Here is a 19,529-nt window from a genome sequence, read left to right as displayed (position 1 = left end):
GATGACGCCTCTAGAAACCAAGCGCCCGCTGCAGCTCAATGATCAGGGCCAGCTGCGCCACTTCCTCTCGCTCGACGGTTTGCGCCGCGAACTGTTGACGGAGATCCTCGACACCGCGGACTCGTTCCTCGAAGTTGGCGCCCGGGCCGTGAAGAAGGTCCCGCTGCTGCGCGGCAAGACCGTGTGCAACGTGTTCTTCGAGAACTCCACACGCACCCGCACGACCTTTGAACTGGCGGCCCAACGGTTGTCGGCAGACGTGATCACGTTGAACGTGTCGACATCGTCGGCGAGCAAGGGCGAAACCCTGCTCGACACCCTGCGCAACCTGGAAGCCATGGCCGCCGACATGTTCGTCGTGCGTCACGGTGATTCCGGTGCCGCGCACTTCATCGCCGAACACGTGTGCCCGCAAGTGGCGATCATCAACGGCGGCGACGGCCGTCACGCCCACCCGACCCAAGGCATGCTCGACATGTTGACGATCCGTCGCCACAAGGGCGGTTTCGAAAACCTTTCGGTGGCCATCGTCGGCGACATCCTGCACTCCCGGGTCGCGCGCTCGAACATGCTGGCGCTGAAAACCCTCGGTTGCCCGGATATTCGCGTGATCGCGCCGAAAACCCTGCTGCCGATCGGCATCGAGCAGTACGGCGTGAAGGTCTACACCGACATGGCCGAAGGCCTGAAAGACGTCGATGTGGTGATCATGTTGCGCCTGCAACGCGAGCGCATGGCTGGCGGCCTGCTGCCGAGCGAAGGCGAGTTCTACCGCCTGTTCGGCCTGACCACTGCGCGCCTGGCCGGCGCCAAGCCGGACTGCATCGTCATGCACCCGGGGCCGATCAACCGCGGCGTGGAAATCGAGTCGGCGGTGGCCGACGGCCCGCATTCGGTGATTCTCAACCAGGTGACCTACGGCATCGCCATTCGTATGGCTGTGTTGTCCATGGCCATGAGCGGGCAGACTGCCCAGCGCCAATTCGAGCAGGAGAACGCCCAGTGAAGCTCAGCATTCTCGGCGCCCGCGTGATCGATCCAGTCAGCGGGCTGGATCAAGTGACTGATATCCATATCGAAGCCTGCAAGATCGTCGCCATTGGCGCCGCACCGGCCGGTTTCGTCGCCGTCGACACCCTTGATGCCCAAGGCCTGGTGGCCGCTCCTGGCCTGGTTGACCTCAACGTCGCCCTGCGCGAGCCGGGTTACAGCCGCAAAGGTTCGATCGTCAGTGAAACCCGCGCGGCCGCGGCCGGTGGTGTGACCAGCCTGTGCTGCCCGCCGAAAACCAAACCGGTACTGGACACCTCGGCCGTGGCCGAACTGATCCTCGACCGCGCCCGCGAAGCCGGCAACACCAAAGTCTTCCCGATCGGCGCGCTGAGCAAGGGTCTGGACGGTGAGCAACTGGCAGAGCTGGTTGCGTTGCGCGATGCCGGATGCGTGGCGTTCGGCAACGGCCTGGAAAGCTTCCGCAACACCCGCACGCTGTGCCGTGCGCTGGAGTACGCGGCGACCTTCGACCTGACGGTGATATTCAACTCCCAGGACCATGATCTGGCCGAAGGTGGCTTGGCGCATGAAGGCCCGACCGCCAGTTTCCTCGGTTTGCCGGGCATTCCGGAAACCGCCGAAACCGTGGCATTGGCCCGGGATCTGCTGCTGGTCGAGCAAAGCGGCGTGCGTGCGCACTTCAGCCAGCTGACCAGTGCTCGCGGCGTAGCCCTGATCGCTCAGGCTCAGGCCCGAGGGTTGCCGGTGACGGCCGATGTCGCGCTGTATCAGCTGATACTGACCGATGAAGCGCTGATCGATTTCAGCAGCCTCTATCACGTCCAGCCGCCGCTGCGCACCCGCGCCGACCGCGACGGCCTGCGTGAAGCGGTGAAGTCAGGGGTGGTCTCGGCCATTTCCAGCCATCACCAGCCACATGAGCGGGACGCCAAACTGGCGCCGTTCGGTGCGACCGAACCGGGAATCAGCAGTGTTGAACTGTTGCTGCCGCTGGCGATGACGCTGGTGGAGGATGGTTTGCTGGATCTGCCGACATTACTGGCACGTCTGAGCGCCGGTCCTGCAGAAGCCTTGCGCCTGCCGGCAGGCAAGCTGGCAGTGGGTGGCGCGGCGGATATCGTGCTGTTTGACCCGACGGCTTCGACCGTGGCCGGTGAAACCTGGTTGTCCAAGGGTGAGAATTGCCCGTTCATTGGGCATAGCCTGCCTGGCGTGGTGCGTTACACCCTGGTGGACGGGCGGATCAGCCACCAGGCTTGATACCCGGTTGTCCCAATCGCTAGCAGGACTAGCTCCCACAGGATCTGTGAACAACACAAATCCCCCGTGGGAGCCAGCCTGCTGGCGATGACTTACTGGAAAGTGCCGCGATTCTGAGCGTTGCGAACCGACACCTGATCATTCAGCGTCCAGAAGTCATACAAGACCCCCAGAAAGAACAACCCGCCCGTCACCAGGTACAGCAACCCGCTGATCCACTTCCCTTGATACATGCGGTGTACGCCGAACACACCGAGAAACGTCAGCAGTATCCACGCAACGTTGTATTCGATCGGCCCCGCGGTGAAACGCAGGTCGGCTTCACGGTCCATCGCCGGGATCAGGAAGATGTCGATCAGCCAGCCAATGCCCAGCAAACCGAAGGTGAAAAACCAGATCGTCCCGGTCACCGGCTTGCCGTAATAGAAGCGGTGCGCCCCGGTAAAACCGAAAATCCACAGCAGGTATCCGATCACTTTGCTGTGGGTGTCCTGATGCGGAACGGGGTGTTGATAGGTGTTCATGGATGACCTCAATTCACACGATAGATAAATATTCTTTAAATCTTTGTGACTTTTTTACGAGTAGCCGACGTATGGCAGGTGCTACCTTGTCTGCCGTCAAACCCCTGTAGCAACTGAGTTCTGTCCGACAATTGCGTCCATTTAACGCTTATTTGGTTCCGTTGCACGCCGTTTGAATCGACCAACGGCCTCGGAAGGCCCAAAAAAGCTGTTATAAAGTTGCGCGCTAACCAATATGAGCCTTGCCTAATGCGTCCATTTTTCAAGACATGGCTAACCATTTGCCTTTTGATGCCACTGGCCGCCCACGCCACCAATCGTGAGCAACGTCTTCCTAACGTTAATGGTTACACCCCCAAATCCCATGCTTCTGCTCCTTCGAGCAAAAACATACAAGCCGTAAAACGCGCCCCGCAGCTGGCCAGCAAAAGCAGCCTTGTCCCGCCAATGGCGACCAAGGAAAGCAGCAATGTGCTGAGCCGCGCCGTGAACGTCCTCGGTACACCTTACCGTTGGGGCGGCAGCAGCCCAAGCAAAGGGTTCGATTGCAGCGGCCTGGTGAAATACGCGTTCAACGACGCCACGTTCGACCTGCCGCGCACTTCGAACGCCATGGCCAGCGGTCATGGCGAGAAAGTCGATCGCAAGGATCTGAAGCCGGGCGACCTGATTTTCTTCAACATCAAGAGCCGTCGGGTCAACCATGTTGCCATCTACCTGGGCAACGACCGCTTCATCCATGCGCCACGCCGCGGCAAGTCGGTGACCATCGACACCTTGAAGAAACCGTACTGGGAAAGCCACTACGTGGTTGCCAAGCGGGTTCTGCCGAAAGAGAAGAACACTCTGCAGGTTGTTCAGCGCTGATTTGAAACAAGATCAAAAGATCGCAGCCTGCGATCTTTTGCTTTTGAGCCTCAGAAATTATCCGGCGACCGCGCCTTCTCCCGCGCGTGCTCGCGACTGATAAAGCCTTTGGTCACCAGATCCTTCAAGCACATATCCAGCGTCTGCATCCCCAGATTCCCGCCGGTCTGAATCGACGAGTACATCTGCGCCACTTTGTCCTCGCGGATCAGGTTACGGATCGCCGATGTCCCCAGCATGATCTCGTGCGCCGCGATGCGGCCCCCGCCGATCTTCTTCACCAGCGTTTGCGACACCACCGCCAGCAATGATTCGGACAGCATCGAACGCACCATCGACTTCTCGTCCCCCGGAAACACATCCACCACCCGGTCGATGGTTTTCGCCGCCGACGTGGTGTGCAGCGTGCCGAACACCAGGTGACCGGTCTCGGCAGCGGTCAGCGCCAGACGAATGGTCTCCAGATCCCGCATCTCCCCCACCAGGATCACATCCGGGTCTTCCCGCAGCGCCGAACGCAACGCCGTGGCGAAACTGCGGGTATCGCGATGGACTTCACGCTGATTGATCAGGCATTTGCGCGACTCGTGGACAAATTCGATCGGGTCTTCGATGGTCAGAATGTGATGATGGCGATGGTTGTTCAGGTGATCGATCATCGCCGCCAATGTGGTGGACTTGCCGGAACCGGTCGGTCCGGTCACCAGCACCAGGCCGCGGGGCGCTTCGGTAATCTTGCGAAACACTTCCCCCATGCCCAGGTCCTCCATGCTCAGGACCTTGGACGGAATGGTCCGGAATACGGCGCCTGCACCACGGTTCTGGTTGAAGGCATTGACCCGAAAACGCGCCACGCCGGGGACTTCGAATGAGAAGTCGGTTTCCAGATGCTTCTCGAAGTCCACCCGCTGCAGGTCGTTCATGATGTCGTAGATCAGCTCGTGCACCTCCTTGTGGTCCAGAGCCGGCAGGTTGATGCGCCGCACATCGCCGTCGACGCGAATCATCGGGGGCAAGCCTGCCGACAGGTGCAAGTCGGACGCGCCTTGTTTGGCGCTGAACGCCAGCAGTTCAGTGATATCCATAGCACTCCTCAATTCCAGTAGAATGCCGCCAACCTCAGACCGCTGGCGCCTCTTGAATGTCCACGATAGCAGACAACATTGCACTGGTTAGTTCACGCATCCGGGCTGCCGCCCTTGCCGCCCACCGTGACGAGCACAGCGTCCAGCTATTGGCCGTGAGCAAGACCAAGCCCGCTGACGCCGTGCGTGAAGCCCACGCCGCCGGCCTGCGCGACTTTGGCGAGAACTACTTGCAGGAAGCCTTGGGCAAACAGCTCGAATTGACCGACCTGCCCTTGATCTGGCACTTCATCGGCCCCATTCAATCGAACAAGACTCGCGCTATCGCCGAGCATTTCGACTGGGTGCATTCCGTGGATCGTTTGAAAATTGCACAACGCCTGTCCGAACAACGTCCTGCCGATCTGCCACCATTGAACATCTGCATCCAGGTCAACGTCAGCGGTGAAGCCAGCAAATCCGGCTGCACCCCGGCCGACCTGCCCGCCCTGGCCCACGCCATCAGCGAACTGCCGCGCCTGAAGCTTCGCGGGTTGATGGCGATTCCCGAGCCGACTGAAGATCGCGCCGCCCAGGACGCTGCTTTTGCTGCCGTGCAAAGCCTGCAAGCCAGCCTGAACCTGCCGCTCGACACACTTTCCATGGGCATGAGCCACGACCTCGAGTCGGCCATCGCCCAAGGCGCCACCTGGGTCCGCATCGGAACGGCCCTGTTTGGTGCCCGCGACTACAGCCAGCCTTGAACAATGGCTGACACCACTCTTTATAAGGACCTGACATGAGCAAGACTCGTATTGCCTTTATCGGTGCCGGCAACATGGCCGCCAGCCTGATCGGCGGCCTGCGCGCCAAAGGTCTGGACGCCGCGCAGATCCGCGCCAGCGATCCGGGCGCTGAAACCCGCGCCAAAGTGAACGCCGAACAAGGCATTGAAGTATTCGCTGACAACGCCGAGGCCATTCAAGGCGCGGACGTGGTCGTGCTGGCGGTCAAACCCCAGGCGATGAAAGCCGTGTGCGAAGCGATTCGCCCAAGCTTGAAACCGAATCAACTGGTGGTGTCCATCGCCGCCGGCATCACCTGCGCCAGCATGAACAACTGGCTCGGCGCCCAACCGATCGTGCGCTGTATGCCCAACACTCCGGCGCTGCTGCGCCAGGGCGTGAGCGGTTTGTTCGCCACTGCCGAAGTGACCGCAGAGCAACGTCAGCAGGCGCAAGAGCTGCTGTCGGCCGTCGGTATCGCCTTGTGGTTGAACGAAGAACAGCAACTGGACGCCGTCACTGCCGTGTCCGGCTCGGGCCCCGCGTACTTCTTCCTGCTGATCGAAGCCATGACCGCTGCCGGCGTGAAGCTGGGTCTGCCGGCGGACATCGCCGCGCAACTGACCCTGCAAACCGCGCTGGGCGCCGCGCACATGGCGGTTGCCAGCGATGTCGACGCTGCGGAACTGCGCCGTCGCGTGACTTCGCCCGCCGGCACCACAGAAGCTGCAATCAAATCGTTCCAGGCTGGTGGCTTCGAAGCCCTGGTAGAAAAAGCACTCGGCGCCGCTGCGCACCGCTCGGCCGAGATGGCCGAACAATTGGGTCAATAAGGAGCCTTACATGATTGGATTGAACACTGCAGCGGTCTACGTGCTGCAAACCCTCGGCAGCCTGTACCTGCTGATCGTGCTGCTGCGCTTTGTGCTGCAACTGGTGCGGGCGAACTTCTACAACCCGCTGTGCCAGTTCGCCGTCAAGGCCACTCAGCCATTGCTCAAGCCGCTGCGCCGGATTATCCCGAGCATGTTCGGCCTGGACATGTCCTCGCTGGTGCTGGCGATCCTCGTGCAACTGGCGCTGATGGCCCTCACCCTGCTGCTGACCTACGGCACCACCGGCAACCCGCTGCAACTGCTGATCTGGTCGCTGATTGGCGTGACCGCGCTGTTCCTGAAAATTTTCTTCTTCGCGCTGATCATCAGCGTGATCCTGTCGTGGGTCGCACCGGGCAGCCACAACCCTGGTGCCGAGCTGGTGAACCAGATCTGCGAACCGGCCCTGGCGCCGTTCCGCAAGATCCTGCCCAACCTTGGCGGCCTGGATATCTCGCCGATCCTGGCGTTCATGGTGCTGAAGCTGATCGACATGCTGGTGATCAACAACCTCGCCGCGATGACGATGATGCCGGAAATCCTGCGTCTGCTGATCTGACCCGGTGAGCTACTTTCGCTGGGACGGTGACGACCTGATTCTGGAGTGTCATCTGCAACCGGCAGCCCGCAGCGATGATTTCTGCGGGTTGCACGGGGATCGATTGAAGATTCGCCTGACGGCGCCGCCGGTTGAAGGCAAGGCCAACGCGTACCTGATAGCGTTTCTGGCCAAGGCGTTCGGAGTGTCCAAGAGCCAGGTGAGCTTGATCAGCGGCGAGTTGAACCGGCAGAAACGGGTGCGGATCTGTTCGCCGAAGAAGCTGCCGGAGTTGCCGGATCTGGCGCGCCCGACAGGTTGACCGAGGCGTGGCTTGCCCGCGATGGCCGCGCCTCGGTCTTACGGGGGAAAAATCAGGCCCGGCCTTTGCTTGCCGCTAACCCCACCGGTCTTTAGACTTACGCCTCATTTCAACGAGAGCAGGGTCGATGCCAACTGCCTTTCCCCCCGATTCTGTTGGTCTGGTGACGCCGCAAGTGGCGCACTTCAGCGAACCCCTGGCCCTGGCCTGCGGCCGTTCGCTTCCGGCGTATGACCTGATCTACGAAACCTACGGCACGCTGAACGCCACGGCGAGCAACGCCGTGCTGATCTGCCACGCGTTGTCGGGCCACCATCACGCGGCGGGTTTCCACAGCCCCGACGACCGCAAGCCCGGTTGGTGGGACAGCTGCATCGGTCCCGGCAAGCCGATCGACACCAACAAGTTCTTCGTGGTCAGCCTGAACAACCTCGGCGGCTGCAACGGCTCCACCGGCCCGAGCAGCGTCAACCCGGAAACCGGCAAGCCGTTCGGCGCCGATTTCCCGGTGCTGACCGTGGAAGACTGGGTGCACAGCCAGGCGCGCCTGGCAGACCGACTCGGCATCAGCCAATGGGCCGCCGTGATTGGCGGCAGCCTCGGCGGCATGCAGGCCATGCAGTGGAGCATCACGTACCCCGATCGCATTCGTCACTGCCTGGCCATCGCCTCGGCACCGAAGCTGTCGGCGCAGAACATCGCCTTCAACGAAGTCGCACGCCAGGCGATCCTCACCGACCCTGACTTCCACGGCGGCTCATTCCAGGAAGCGGGCGTGATCCCCAAGCGCGGCTTGATGCTGGCGCGGATGGTCGGGCACATCACCTACCTGTCCGACGACTCCATGGGCGAGAAATTCGGCCGTGGCCTCAAGAGCGAAAAGCTCAACTACGACTTCCACAGCGTCGAGTTCCAGGTTGAAAGCTACCTGCGTTATCAGGGCGAGGAGTTCTCCGGGCGTTTCGATGCCAACACTTACCTGCTGATGACCAAGGCGCTGGATTACTTCGACCCGGCGGCGAACTTCGACGATGACCTGGCGAAAACCTTCGCCGGCGCCTCGGCCAAGTTCTGCGTGATGTCCTTCACCACCGACTGGCGCTTCTCCCCCGCCCGCTCGCGGGAACTGGTGGACGCATTGATGGCGGCCAAGAAAGACGTTTGCTACCTCGAGATCGACGCTCCGCAAGGCCACGACGCCTTCCTGATTCCGATCCCGCGCTACTTGCAGGCGTTCAGCAATTACATGAACCGCATTACGTTGTGAGAAAGCCATGAGAGCTGATCTGGAAATCATCCAGGAATGGATCCCCGCCGGCAGCCGCGTGCTCGACCTCGGTTGCGGTGACGGCGAGCTGCTGACGTGGCTGCGGGACAACAAGCAAGTCACCGGCTACGGCCTGGAAAATGACCCGGACAACATCGCCGAGTGCGTGGCCAAGGGCATCAACGTGATCGAGCAGGACCTGGACAAGGGCCTGGGCAACTTTGCCAGCAACAGTTTCGACATCGTGGTCATGACCCAGGCGCTGCAAGCCGTGCACTACCCGGACAAGATCCTCGACGAAATGCTGCGCGTCGGTCGCCAGTGCATCATCACCTTCCCCAACTTCGGTCACTGGCGCTGCCGCTGGTACCTGGCGAGCAAGGGCCGGATGCCGGTGTCCGAGTTTCTGCCGTACACCTGGTACAACACGCCGAACATCCACTTCTGCACCTTCGAAGACTTTGAAGCATTGTGTCGCGAACGTGACGCGAAGGTCATTGATCGGCTTGCCGTGGATCAACAGCATCGGCACGGGTGGGCCAGTAAGCTATGGCCTAATCTGTTAGGTGAGATCGGTATCTACCGCGTCAGCAGCCCCGGGCTGCAAGACCACAAGGTCGCGGTCTGAACCACGACATTCCAAGGAGAACGATAATGGGTCGTCTAGCGCTGTTTGTACTCACTGCCTGCCTGAGCGTCACCGCCATGGCTGCCGATGCCATCAAAGGTGACCGTCAGGAAAAGTTCGGTGATTTGACGGTGCATTACAACACCTTCAACTCCACCTTCCTGACACCGGACATCGCCAAGGCCGCGGAGCTCACCCGCAGCAAGAATCAAGGCGTGATCAACGTTTCGGTGCTCAAGGATGGCAAGCCGCAGATGGCTCAAGTGAGCGGCACGGTCAAAGACCTGACCAGCCAGTCCGTGCCACTGAAATTCAAACAGATCACCGAACAAGGCGCGATCTACTACATCGCGCAGTTCCCGGTCGATCAGCAGGAAGTCCGCACCTTCGAGATCAAGGTGCAGAACGGTGACAAAATCAACACCATCAATTTCAACCAAGAGCTTTTCCCCGGCGAATGATCAACTTCACGCAACTCGTACTGGCCAGCCACAACGCCGGCAAACTCAAGGAACTCCAGGCCATGCTTGGCGGCTCGGTGCAACTGCGCTCGATCGGCGAGTTCAGCAGCGTCGAGCCTGAAGAAACCGGCCTGTCGTTCGTCGAGAACGCCATCCTCAAGGCCCGTAATGCCGCGCGCATTTCCGGTCTGCCGGCACTGGCCGACGACTCGGGGCTGGCGGTGGATTTCCTCGGCGGTGCGCCGGGGATCTACTCGGCCCGTTATGCCGACGGCCAGGGCGATGCGGCGAACAACGCCAAACTGCTCGATGCCCTGAAAGACGTGCCGGAAGCCGAGCGCGGCGCGCAGTTCGTCTGCGTCCTGGCCCTGGTGCGTCACGCCGACGATCCATTGCCGATCCTTTGCGAAGGTCTGTGGCATGGCCGCATCCTGACCCAAGCCAGCGGTGATCACGGATTTGGCTACGACCCGCTGTTCTGGGTGCCGTCGCGCGATTGCTCCAGCGCCGAGCTAAGCCCGAACGAAAAGAACCTCATCAGCCACCGCGCCCGTGCAATGGATCTGCTGCGCCAGCGTCTAGGCCTGATATGACCCATGAATCATCCGCGTCGCCGCTGATTTTCGGCGGCGCCGCACAATCGCCCCGGGCGGCCTTGCCTGTGTTGCCTCCCCTGGCGTTGTACATCCACATCCCGTGGTGTGTGCGCAAATGCCCTTATTGCGACTTCAACTCCCACACCACCAGCCCGGTGCTGCCGGAAGATGAGTACGTCGACGCGCTACTCGCTGACCTCGATCAGGATCTGCACGCCGTTTACGGCCGTGAATTGAGCTCGATCTTCTTTGGTGGCGGCACGCCGAGCCTGTTCAGCGCCGAAGCCTTGGGCCGATTGCTCAAGGGCGTCGAGCAGCGCATCCCGTTTGCCAGCGACATCGAAATCACCCTGGAGGCCAATCCGGGGACGTTCGAGCAAGAGAAGTTCGTCGCCTACCGCGCATTGGGCATCAATCGCTTGTCGATCGGCATCCAGAGTTTTCAGGAAGAGAAACTCAAGGCACTGGGGCGGATTCACAATGGCGATGAAGCGGTACGTGCCGCCGGCATGGCCCGCGAGGCCGGGTTCGATAACTTCAACCTGGACCTGATGCACGGTTTGCCGGATCAGTCGCTGGACGACGCCCTGAGCGACCTTCGTCAGGCCATCGCCCTGAAACCGACCCACTTGTCCTGGTATCAACTGACGCTGGAGCCGAACACGGTGTTCTGGAACCAGCCGCCGACGCTGCCGGAAGACGACATGCTGTGGGATATTCAGGAAGCCGGTCAGGCGCTGCTCGCCGAACACGGTTACGTGCAATACGAAGTCTCCGCCTATGCCCAGCCCGGTCGTCCGGCGCGGCACAACCTCAACTACTGGAGTTTTGGCGACTTCATCGGCATCGGCGCCGGCGCTCACGGCAAGCTCAGTCACCCGGACGGGCGCATTGTGCGCACCTGGAAGACGCGCCTGCCGAAGGACTACCTGAACCCGGCGAAAAGCTTCAAGGCTGGCGAGAAGGCACTGACCAATGATGAAATGCCGTTCGAGTTCCTGATGAACGCCTTGCGCCTGACCGAGGGCGTCGAATCGCGACTGTACCCGGAGCGTACCGGGCTGAGTCTGGAAAGCTTCGCCGAAGGCCGCCTCGAGGCCGAACAAAGCGGCTTGTTGCAGGTCGAACCGTCACGTCTGGCGGCCACCGAGCGCGGGCAACTGTTCCTCAATGACTTGCTGCAGAAATTTCTGAGCTGATTTCAGCCTTAAGGGAAAACGAATGGATTTGATACTCGACCTGCTCGCCACCGTCTCCCGCTGGAGCCGCAGCAACCTGTCGGAAATCTCGCTGGCGCTGGTGGGCTGTTTGCTCGTGCTGTTCGGCGCGGACATCAAAGGCTGGGTCGATCAACGCCTGGGCAGCATCGCCGGCGCCTTGCGCGTCCCGCTGATGGCCTTGGTATGCATGGTCGGCAGCGGCCTCGCGCTGATCTACGCCACGCCGTGGATCATCAAAGGCCTGAGCCAGTTCAACAACTACAGCCTGGCGCCGGTGTTGTTGGTGGTATTGGTGCTCATCGGCGTCGTCGCAGACCGCCGCTGACTTCAGCTACAACCGAAAACAACTGTGGGAGCGAGACCGGCTTGCCGGTCTCGCTCCCACAGTTTGCATTGCGTAGGGCTTAGGACTGCTTCTCGAACTTCAGGTCCCACACGCCATGCCCAAGACGTTCGCCGCGGCGTTCGAACTTGGTGATCGGGCGCTCGGCCGGGCGCGGAACGCACTTGCCGTCTTCCGCCAGGTTGCGATAACCCGGCGCAACGCTCATCACTTCCAGCATGTATTCGGCGTACGGCTCCCAGTCGGTGGCCATGTGCAGAATACCGCCGACCTTCAACTTGCTGCGCACCAGTTCAGCGAACGACGCCTGAACGATACGGCGCTTGTGATGCCGACTCTTGTGCCACGGGTCGGGGAAAAACAGCATCAGGCGATCGAGGCTGTTGTCGGCGATGCAACGGTTGAGCACTTCGATCGCGTCGCAATCGTAGACCCGCAGGTTGGTCAGGCCCTGAGTCAGCACGCCATTGAGCAGCGCGCCGACACCCGGGCGGTGCACTTCCACGCCAATGAAATCCTGTTCCGGCGAGGCCGCGGCCATTTCCAGCAGCGAATGGCCCATGCCGAAACCGATTTCCAGCGAGCGCGGTGCCGAGCGGGCGAACACCTGGTCGTAATCCACCGGCGCGTCGGCCAATGGCAGCACGAACAGCGGCGTGCCTTGATCCAGGCCTTTTTGCTGGCCTTCGGTCATGCGCCCGGCGCGCATCACGAAACTCTTGATGCGGCGGTGTTGGCGCTCGTCGCCTTCTTCCGTCTGGATTGGCGTGTCGTTTGATTCAGTCATCAATGGCTCTTACTTGATCAGACCATCCAGCGGCGAAGAGGCGCTGGCATAGAGTTTTTTCGGCATGCGGCCGGCGAGGTAGGCCAGGCGGCCCGCAACGATGGCGTGTTTCATGGCTTCAGCCATCATGATCGGCTGCTGGGCATGGGCGATGGCCGAGTTCATCAGCACCGCTTCACACCCCAGTTCCATGGCGATGGTGGCGTCGGAAGCCGTACCGACACCGGCATCCACCAACACCGGAATCTTGGCTTCTTCGAGGATGATCTGCAGGTTGTACGGGTTGCAGATCCCCAGGCCCGTGCCGATCAGACCGGCCAGCGGCATGACCGCGATAACGCCGATTTCCGCCAGTTGACGGGCAATGATCGGGTCATCACTGGTGTACACCATCACGTCGAAACCTTCCTTGACCAGCACTTCGGCGGCCTTGAGGGTTTCGATGACGTTGGGGAACAGGGTTTTCTGGTCCGCCAGCACTTCCAGCTTCACCAGGTTGTGACCGCCGAGCAGCTCACGGGCCAGGCGGCAGGTGCGCACTGCCTCGGTAGCGTCGAAGCAACCGGCGGTGTTCGGCAGGAAGGTGTAACGATCCGGCGACAGGACTTCGAGCAGGTTCGGTTCGCCCGCATTCTGGCCGAGGTTGGTACGGCGCACGGCGAAGGTGACGATCTCGGCACCCGAGGCCTCGATGGCCAGGCGGGTTTCTTCCATGTCGCGGTACTTGCCGGTGCCTACCAGCAAACGCGACTGGTAAGTACGACCGGCCAGGACGAAGGGCTTGTCGCTACGAACGATGCTCATGGGAAATCCTCTGTAGGGGTGAGGTTCTTGCAGAATTCTGTGCCCTTAGGGGCCGGGCGACTAGCCGCCGCCGATGGCGTGCACCACTTCGACGGAATCGCCGTCGTTCAGCGTGGTTTCTGCGTGCTGGCTGCGCGGGACGATATCCAGATTGAGTTCGACCGCCACCCGGCGTCCGGTCAGATCCAGACGGGTCAGCAGGGCCGCAACGGTTTCACCGTCGGGCAGTTCAAGGGATTCGCCGTTCAACTGAATGCGCATGCCGAATGCCGCCATCATTTTTAGGGGCAGGCATTCTAGCCCGATCAGTCTTGGCGACCCAAGCCATTCGTCATGAAATGGACCGCCCGGTCAGCTCAACCGCCAGGCGGCAAGGCCCAGGCAGAGCCAGCCGACCAGAAATGCCAGGCCGCCGAAGGGTGTGATGATCCCGAGCTTGCTGATGCCGGTCAGGGTCAACAGGTACAGGCTGCCGGAAAACAGCAGAATACCGATGGCAAACGAAGCGCCAGCCCATGTGATCAAGCGCCCCTGAACCTGTGTGGCCAGCAACGCTATACCCAACAGAGCCAGGGTGTGCACCAGTTGGTAGGTGACGCCAGTGTGGAAGATCGCCAGGTATTCAGGCGTCAGCCGGTTTTTCAGGCCATGGGCGGCGAACGCGCCAAGGGCAACGCCAGTGAAGCCGAAAAAAGCGGCCAGCATCAGAAAGCCACGCAGCATGAAGAACTCCAGTCAGACTCGATCAACAGGGTCTGTATAATGGCCCGCTCAACGGGTTCGGCCAAGCCATCTCTATGCTGCGTTTATTTTTACGACGATTCACGAAGGCCCTGCTCTGGTTCGCGGGTGGCAGCGTATTGCTGGTTCTGATTTTTCGCGTGGTGCCGCCACCGGGTACGGCGCTGATGGTCGAGCGCAAGATCGAATCCTGGATCGACGGGGAGCCGATTGACCTGCAACGCACCTGGAAACCCTGGGATGAAATATCTGACGACCTTAAAGTCGCAGTGATTGCCGGCGAAGATCAGAAATTCCCGGAGCATTGGGGTTTTGACCTGGGTGCGATCCGGGCCGCACTGGCCCACAACGAGCTGGGCGGTTCGGTGCGCGGCGCCAGTACATTGAGCCAGCAAGTCTCGAAAAACCTGTTTTTGTGGTCCGGGCGCAGTTGGTTGCGCAAAGGGCTGGAAGCCTGGTTTACCGGGTTGATCGAGGTGTTTTGGCCCAAGCAGCGGATTCTTGAGGTTTACTTGAACAGCGTCGAGTGGGATGACGGCGTGTTTGGCGCGGAAGCGGCGGCCAGGCATCACTTTGGTGTTGGCGCTCGTTCTTTGTCGCGCCAGCAAGCGAGTTTGCTGGCTGCCGTTCTACCCAATCCAAGGGTGTGGAGCGCGAGTCATCCGACCAATTATGTTGCGCGGCGGGCTGGGTGGATTCGGCAGCAGATGAGTCAGCTAGGTGGTGATAGCTATCTGCTGGGGCTCAACGATTCACGCCGGGCGCCTTGGTCCCAATAACACCGCAAATCCCCTGTGTGAGCGAGCCTGCTCGCGATAGCGGTAGATTATTCAACATCTGTACCGACTGACCTGACGCCATCGCGAGCAGGCTCACTCCCACAGGGGCCGGCGCCAGCCGGATAAATGGGCAAAAAAAAACGCCCCGATCAATGATCGAGGCGTTTTTTATTGCCTTCTCGCAGGTTACGCAGCGATCGACAACTTGAGCTTGTTCATCGCGCTCTTCTCAAGCTGACGAATACGCTCGGCCGACACGTTGTACTTCTGCGCCAGGTCGTGCAGCGTGGCTTTCTCTTCAGCCAACCAGCGCTGATAAAGAATGTCACGGCTGCGGTCGTCCAGCACTTCCAGCGCTTCGTGCAGGTTGTGGTTGGAGTTGTCGCTCCAGTCGGCATCTTCCAGTTGACGGGCCGGGTCGTACCGGTGGTCTTCCAGATAGTTGGCCGGCGACTGGAAAGCACTGTCGTCGTCCGCTTCTGCGGCCGGGTCGAAAGCCATGTCATGGCCGGTCAGGCGACTTTCCATCTCGCGCACTTCCCGCGGCTCTACACCAAGGCTTTCCGCCACACGGTGGACTTCCTCGTTGTTCAGCCACGCCAGACGTTTCTTCTGGCTGCGCAGGTTGAAGAAGAGCTTGCGCTGGGCCTTGGTGGTCGCGACTTTCACGATGCGCCAGTTGCGCAGGATGAACTCGTGGATTTCCGCCTTGATCCAGTGCACAGCGAACGAAACCAGACGCACACCCATTTCCGGGTTGAAGCGCTTCACGGCCTTCATCAGGCCGACGTTGCCTTCCTGGATCAGGTCAGCCTGAGCCAGGCCGTAGCCGGAATAGCTACGGGCGATATGTACGACAAAACGCAGGTGGGCGAGCACCATCTGCCGAGCCGCCCCCAAATCCTGCTCATAATAGAGACTCTCGGCCAGTTCACGCTCCTGCTCCGGCGTCAGCAATGGAATGCTGTTGACGGTGTGCACGTAGGCCTCCAGGTTCGCACCCGGGACCAGAGCATATGCAGGTTGCAAAGAATTGGTCATACGAAAAAACCTCCGACTTACAAACTCGTGCAGTTCAGCACTGCGAAAATTGACCGGAAACCGAAGAACAAGTTCCCTGAACCCATAAACGCTGAAAGGTCAATACGAGCAAAATGATACTACTTAGGCGCAAGCTCCCTCAGGTGGCGTGCGACTGCAATCCATGCACCGATATACCCTAACAGCACCGCGCCAAGCAAGAGCGACAGACCGTCGGCAACCGGCACTCCGGCCAGCGCGAAATCACTGCCGTACAAACCCGCCAGCCCGACTACCGCGTCGTTCAGCCAGTTCAGGCCGAACGCCAATACACCCCAGGAAAGCAACCCCGCACCGAAGCCATACAGCGCGCCCATATACAGAAAGGGCCGGCGCACATAACTGTCAGTGCCGCCGACGAGTTTAATCACTTCTATCTCTGTGCGGCGGTTTTCAATATGAAGACGAATGGTATTGCCTATCACCAAAAGTAATGCAGAAACCAGAAGCACGGTCAGACCGAAGACAAAACGGTCGCCCAGCTTCAGGATAGCTGCCAGACGCTCGACCCAGACTAGATCAAGTTGTGCCTGTTGTACCTTCGGCAGCTCGGAAAGTTTTTGTCGTAATGCTTCAAGCGCAGGCTTGTCGACTTCGTTCGGCGTCACCAGTACCACGCCTGGCAAGGGGTTTTCCGGCAACTCCTTCAGCGCCTCGCCCAGTCCGGACTGCTGCTGAAACTCTTCCAGCGCTTGATCACGGCCGACATATTCAGCATCGGCGACGCCGGGAATGCCTTTGATCTGGTCGCGCAACGACTCGCCTTCAGCCGGGCTGGCCTCAAGTTGCAGGTACAGGGAAATCTGCGCCGCACGCTGCCAGGAACCGCCGAGACGCTCGACGTTGCTTAGCAAAAGTGACAGGCCCATCGGCAAACTCAGGGCCACAGCCATCACCATGCAGGTGAAGAAACTACCGATGGGCTGCTTGCCCAGGCGACGCAAACTGTCCAGCAGACTGGCGCGATGGCTTTCGACCCAGGCGCGGAACAGCGTGGCAAAGTCCGGGCCGTCGTCATCGTCGCGTTTTTTCTTCTGCGGTTGCGGGTCGGCGGCTTTCGGCGCCACGCGCTCGGAAACCTTAGGGCTGCGTGTCGCACTCATACGCCGGCCTCCCCGTCGCCGATCAGTCGGCCGCGTTGCAGGGTCAACATGCGATGACGCATGCGAGCGATCAGGGCCAGGTCGTGACTGGCGATCAGCACGCTGGTGCCCAAGCGGTTGATGTCTTCGAACACGCCCATGATCTCGGCCGCCAGACGCGGATCGAGGTTACCGGTCGGCTCATCCGCCAACAGCAGCGCCGGCCGGTGAACGATGGCGCGGGCGATGCCGACGCGTTGCTGCTGGCCGGTGGACAGGTCGCCGGGGTACAGATCGGTTTTATCCGACAGCGCCACCCGCTCCAGGGCCGAATCCACACGCTTGGCGATCTCGGCCTTGGAAAGACCGAGGATCTGCAGTGGCAGCGCGACGTTATTGAACACGGTGCGATCGAACAGCAACTGGTGATTCTGGAACACCACGCCAATCTGCCGGCGCAGGAAAGGAATTTGCGCATTGCTGATGGTGCCGAGGTCCTGGCCGGCCAGCAGCAACTTGCCGGTGGTCGGACGCTCCATCGCCAGCAGCAGCCGCAACAAGGTGCTTTTACCAGCGCCGGAGTGGCCGGTCACAAACAAGAACTCGCCCCGACGGACTCGAAAGCTCAGCTCATGCAAGCCGACGTGACCGTTCGGGTAGCGTTTACCGACCTGTTCGAAACGAATCATGAACGCTCCCGCTCGGCAAACAATGCCTGGACAAAGGGTTCTGCTTCAAAAGTGCGCAAGTCATCGATGCCTTCACCGACGCCGATGTAGCGAATCGGCAGGCCAAACTGCTTGGCCAGGGCGAAAATCACCCCGCCCTTGGCGGTGCCGTCGAGCTTGGTCAGCGCCAGGCCGGTCAGTTCGACGGTCTGGTTGAATTGCTTGGCCTGGTTGATCGCGTTCTGACCAGTGCCGGCATCGAGCACCAGCAGCACCTCGTGCGGTGCGTCGGCGTCGAGCTTGCCGATCACCCGGCGAACCTTCTTCAACTCTTCCATCAAATTGTCTTTGGTGTGCAGACGACCGGCGGTGTCGGCGATCAACACGTCAATGCCACGAGCCTTGGCCGCCTGCACGGCGTCGAAGATCACCGAAGCCGAGTCGGCGCCAGTGTGCTGGGCGATCACCGGAATCTTGTTGCGCTCGCCCCAGACCTGCAATTGCTCGACCGCCGCGGCACGGAAGGTATCGCCCGCCGCGAGCATGACTTTCTTGCCTTCGAGTTGCAGTTTCTTCGCCAGTTTGCCGATGGTGGTGGTCTTGCCGGCGCCGTTGACACCGACGACCAGAATCACGAACGGTTTGTTTTGCGAAGTGATTTTCAGCGGCTGCTCGACCGGCTTGAGCATTGCCGCCAGTTCAGCCTGCAGGGACTTGTAGAGAGCGTCGGCATCCGCCAGCTCTTTACGCGCAACCTTTTGGGTCAGGCGCTGGATGATGACCGAAGTGGCTTCAACGCCGACGTCGGCCGTCAGCAAACGGGTTTCGATGTCTTCGAGCAGCTCGTCATCGATGATCTTCTTGCCGAGGAACAGGCTGGCCATGCCTTCGCCGATGCTGGCGCTGGTCTTGGACAGGCCTTGCTTGAGGCGAGCGAAGAAACCGGCCTTGGTTTCTTCGGTGCGCGCTGGCTCGGCGGGTGTTTCGACCGGCACGACCGGCGCGGCGGCCACGGGAGCGACGACCGGTGCGGGCTCTGGCGCTGGAACAATAGGAACAACCGGAGCGGCTGGAGCAACGAAGGCTGGAATCACAGGCTCCGGAACAACCGGCGCAGGCGCGGCCACAACAACCGGCTCAAGAGTCGGTTCAACCACCGGAGCCTGAATCGGCTCAGGCGCGAACGCAGTCGGCGCTGGAATCGGCGGCGTAATGTGCGGCGCCAATTCGTCTTCGACCAAAGCCACCGGCTCTTCCGCCACCGGCAATGTCAGCCACGGCTCGGCGGCTGGTGTCAGCGGCTGTTCGGCCACGACCTCAGCTTGCGCCTCAGCCATCGGTTGCAGCACCGGTTCGGCATTCGGCAGGACAATCGGCGCCAGCTCTTCTTCTATTACAGGCGCCGGGGCTGGCTCAGGGAGTGGCTGTGGCTGTTCGACGACGGTTTCCTGCGGCTTTTTGCGCAGCCATCCGAACAGGCTTTTCTTCTCGCCAGCCGCAGCTGGGGCTTTCTTGTCGTCGTTGGAACCAAACATGGAGGACGGCTATCTCACGGTAGCGACGCGCCAAAGGGCGCCTCGGCAAGTAAATATTCGATGCAGAACAGACTGCGATTGACCCCGCTTGTTCACGCGCAACATTTTGTAGAGGTGCAAATGGCGCCTTACAAAAACGATTTCACGAAAGACTGATGCGGCAAAATCGGCGAAAAGGTGGAGTTTAGCTGATAAAACGCAGCCTTCTGCCGCAAACCCATACAACCTGATCAAACGCAATGGCCTGATAGGCGTGGCCGCCAGTAAAACGGATCAGTATCCTAGCACC

General features: G+C 60.6%; 24 protein-coding genes. 14 read left to right on the top strand and 10 right to left on the bottom strand.

What is annotated here, in order from left to right; all coding sequences use genetic code 11:
• The first annotated feature begins 1 nt into the window (after window position 1).
• Both ACM6IQ_RS25790 and ACM6IQ_RS25785 read left to right on the top strand, forming a co-directional pair.
• The gene (locus ACM6IQ_RS25790; RefSeq protein WP_017341269.1) at window positions 2–1,006 is read left to right on the top strand and encodes an aspartate carbamoyltransferase catalytic subunit; all 1,005 of its coding nucleotides are present in this window, start codon (window positions 2–4) and stop codon (window positions 1,004–1,006) included.
• Window positions 1,003–2,274, top strand: a complete 1,272-nt coding sequence (locus ACM6IQ_RS25785) for a dihydroorotase (protein ID WP_017341270.1) — start codon at window positions 1,003–1,005, stop codon at window positions 2,272–2,274. Before ACM6IQ_RS25790 ends, ACM6IQ_RS25785 begins: the two co-directional genes overlap by 4 nt.
• Before the next feature lie 92 nt (window positions 2,275–2,366).
• On the opposite strand, the gene ACM6IQ_RS25780 is transcribed toward ACM6IQ_RS25785, so the two are convergent.
• Entirely contained in the window at window positions 2,367–2,798 is a 432-nt protein-coding gene (locus ACM6IQ_RS25780; RefSeq protein ID WP_017341271.1) for an NINE protein, read from the bottom strand.
• A 249-nt stretch (window positions 2,799–3,047) separates the two neighbouring features.
• Here ACM6IQ_RS25780 and ACM6IQ_RS25775 point away from each other — a divergent pair, with 249 nt between their 5' ends.
• Window positions 3,048–3,665, top strand: a complete 618-nt coding sequence (locus ACM6IQ_RS25775) for a C40 family peptidase (protein ID WP_414880161.1) — start codon at window positions 3,048–3,050, stop codon at window positions 3,663–3,665.
• 50 nt (window positions 3,666–3,715) lie between these two features.
• Here the strand turns inward: ACM6IQ_RS25775 and ACM6IQ_RS25770 are convergent, their stop codons facing one another.
• Window positions 3,716–4,750 carry a type IV pilus twitching motility protein PilT gene (locus tag ACM6IQ_RS25770; RefSeq protein WP_017341273.1) on the bottom strand — a complete coding sequence of 345 codons (1,035 nt, stop codon included), beginning with the start codon at window positions 4,748–4,750 and terminating at the stop codon, window positions 3,716–3,718.
• 56 nt (window positions 4,751–4,806) lie between these two features.
• Here ACM6IQ_RS25770 and ACM6IQ_RS25765 point away from each other — a divergent pair, with 56 nt between their 5' ends.
• The 10 genes from ACM6IQ_RS25765 (at window position 4,807) to ACM6IQ_RS25720 (ending at window position 11,746) form a co-directional block, all read left to right on the top strand.
• Window positions 4,807–5,493 carry a YggS family pyridoxal phosphate-dependent enzyme gene (locus tag ACM6IQ_RS25765; protein WP_414880160.1) on the top strand — a complete coding sequence of 229 codons (687 nt, stop codon included), beginning with the start codon at window positions 4,807–4,809 and terminating at the stop codon, window positions 5,491–5,493.
• 35 nt (window positions 5,494–5,528) lie between these two features.
• Complete coding sequence (gene proC / locus ACM6IQ_RS25760; protein WP_017341275.1) at window positions 5,529–6,347, top strand: pyrroline-5-carboxylate reductase; 819 nt, start codon at window positions 5,529–5,531, stop codon at window positions 6,345–6,347.
• A gap of 10 nt (window positions 6,348–6,357) precedes the next feature.
• Window positions 6,358–6,948, top strand: coding sequence for a YggT family protein (locus ACM6IQ_RS25755; RefSeq protein WP_017341276.1), 591 nt, complete (start codon window positions 6,358–6,360; stop codon window positions 6,946–6,948).
• Between the two features lie 4 nt (window positions 6,949–6,952).
• Window positions 6,953–7,249 (top strand): DUF167 domain-containing protein, encoded by a 297-nt coding sequence (locus ACM6IQ_RS25750; RefSeq protein WP_017341277.1) that lies wholly within the window; start codon window positions 6,953–6,955, stop codon window positions 7,247–7,249.
• Window positions 7,250–7,376: 127 nt separating this feature from the next.
• The gene (gene metX, locus ACM6IQ_RS25745) at window positions 7,377–8,516 is read left to right on the top strand and encodes a homoserine O-succinyltransferase MetX (protein ID WP_414880159.1); all 1,140 of its coding nucleotides are present in this window, start codon (window positions 7,377–7,379) and stop codon (window positions 8,514–8,516) included.
• Between the two features lie 7 nt (window positions 8,517–8,523).
• Window positions 8,524–9,144: a methionine biosynthesis protein MetW gene (gene metW, locus ACM6IQ_RS25740; RefSeq protein WP_017341279.1), complete on the top strand. Its 621-nt coding sequence runs from the start codon at window positions 8,524–8,526 to the stop codon at window positions 9,142–9,144.
• Between the two features lie 26 nt (window positions 9,145–9,170).
• On the top strand, window positions 9,171–9,605 hold the full coding sequence (locus ACM6IQ_RS25735) for a DUF4426 domain-containing protein (RefSeq protein ID WP_017341280.1): 435 nt from the start codon (window positions 9,171–9,173) through the stop codon (window positions 9,603–9,605).
• Complete coding sequence (gene rdgB / locus ACM6IQ_RS25730) at window positions 9,602–10,198, top strand: RdgB/HAM1 family non-canonical purine NTP pyrophosphatase (RefSeq protein ID WP_017341281.1); 597 nt, start codon at window positions 9,602–9,604, stop codon at window positions 10,196–10,198. The genes ACM6IQ_RS25735 and rdgB overlap by 4 nt, the downstream gene beginning before the upstream one ends.
• On the top strand, window positions 10,195–11,400 hold the full coding sequence (hemW, locus tag ACM6IQ_RS25725) for a radical SAM family heme chaperone HemW (protein WP_414880158.1): 1,206 nt from the start codon (window positions 10,195–10,197) through the stop codon (window positions 11,398–11,400). The genes rdgB and hemW overlap by 4 nt, the downstream gene beginning before the upstream one ends.
• Window positions 11,401–11,422: 22 nt before the next feature.
• On the top strand, window positions 11,423–11,746 hold the full coding sequence (locus ACM6IQ_RS25720) for a DUF3392 domain-containing protein (protein WP_017341283.1): 324 nt from the start codon (window positions 11,423–11,425) through the stop codon (window positions 11,744–11,746).
• A gap of 79 nt (window positions 11,747–11,825) precedes the next feature.
• On the opposite strand, the gene trmB is transcribed toward ACM6IQ_RS25720, so the two are convergent.
• The 4 genes from trmB to ACM6IQ_RS25700 form a co-directional block, all read right to left on the bottom strand.
• Window positions 11,826–12,551 (bottom strand): tRNA (guanosine(46)-N7)-methyltransferase TrmB, encoded by a 726-nt coding sequence (gene trmB, locus ACM6IQ_RS25715; protein WP_414880157.1) that lies wholly within the window; start codon window positions 12,549–12,551, stop codon window positions 11,826–11,828.
• A 9-nt stretch (window positions 12,552–12,560) separates the two neighbouring features.
• Window positions 12,561–13,355, bottom strand: a complete 795-nt coding sequence (locus tag ACM6IQ_RS25710; protein ID WP_017341285.1) for a thiazole synthase — start codon at window positions 13,353–13,355, stop codon at window positions 12,561–12,563.
• Between the two features lie 60 nt (window positions 13,356–13,415).
• Window positions 13,416–13,616, bottom strand: a complete 201-nt coding sequence (gene thiS, locus ACM6IQ_RS25705) for a sulfur carrier protein ThiS (RefSeq protein WP_162491065.1) — start codon at window positions 13,614–13,616, stop codon at window positions 13,416–13,418.
• A gap of 90 nt (window positions 13,617–13,706) precedes the next feature.
• Complete coding sequence (locus tag ACM6IQ_RS25700; protein WP_017341287.1) at window positions 13,707–14,078, bottom strand: DUF423 domain-containing protein; 372 nt, start codon at window positions 14,076–14,078, stop codon at window positions 13,707–13,709.
• 74 nt (window positions 14,079–14,152) lie between these two features.
• Between ACM6IQ_RS25700 and mtgA the strand changes: the two genes are divergently transcribed.
• Complete coding sequence (mtgA, locus tag ACM6IQ_RS25695) at window positions 14,153–14,875, top strand: monofunctional biosynthetic peptidoglycan transglycosylase (RefSeq protein ID WP_017341288.1); 723 nt, start codon at window positions 14,153–14,155, stop codon at window positions 14,873–14,875.
• Between the two features lie 186 nt (window positions 14,876–15,061).
• Here the strand turns inward: mtgA and rpoH are convergent, their stop codons facing one another.
• From rpoH to ftsY, 4 genes are all read right to left on the bottom strand, one after another.
• On the bottom strand, window positions 15,062–15,916 hold the full coding sequence (rpoH, locus tag ACM6IQ_RS25690; RefSeq protein ID WP_007897890.1) for an RNA polymerase sigma factor RpoH: 855 nt from the start codon (window positions 15,914–15,916) through the stop codon (window positions 15,062–15,064).
• 119 nt (window positions 15,917–16,035) lie between these two features.
• Window positions 16,036–17,058, bottom strand: coding sequence for a permease-like cell division protein FtsX (gene ftsX, locus ACM6IQ_RS25685; protein WP_017341289.1), 1,023 nt, complete (start codon window positions 17,056–17,058; stop codon window positions 16,036–16,038).
• A complete protein-coding gene (gene ftsE / locus ACM6IQ_RS25680; protein WP_017341290.1) occupies window positions 17,055–17,726 on the bottom strand; it encodes a cell division ATP-binding protein FtsE in 672 nt (223 codons plus the stop codon). The genes ftsX and ftsE overlap by 4 nt, the downstream gene beginning before the upstream one ends.
• Window positions 17,723–19,240 (bottom strand): signal recognition particle-docking protein FtsY, encoded by a 1,518-nt coding sequence (gene ftsY / locus ACM6IQ_RS25675; protein ID WP_414880156.1) that lies wholly within the window; start codon window positions 19,238–19,240, stop codon window positions 17,723–17,725. The genes ftsE and ftsY overlap by 4 nt, the downstream gene beginning before the upstream one ends.
• Window positions 19,241–19,529 lie beyond the last annotated feature (289 nt).

This window comes from Pseudomonas sp. IT-P100, assembly GCF_949767185.1.
GTDB classification, from domain to species: Bacteria; Pseudomonadota; Gammaproteobacteria; order Pseudomonadales; family Pseudomonadaceae; genus Aquipseudomonas; species Aquipseudomonas fluorescens_B.
This window is presented reverse-complemented; position numbering and strand designations above follow the sequence as displayed.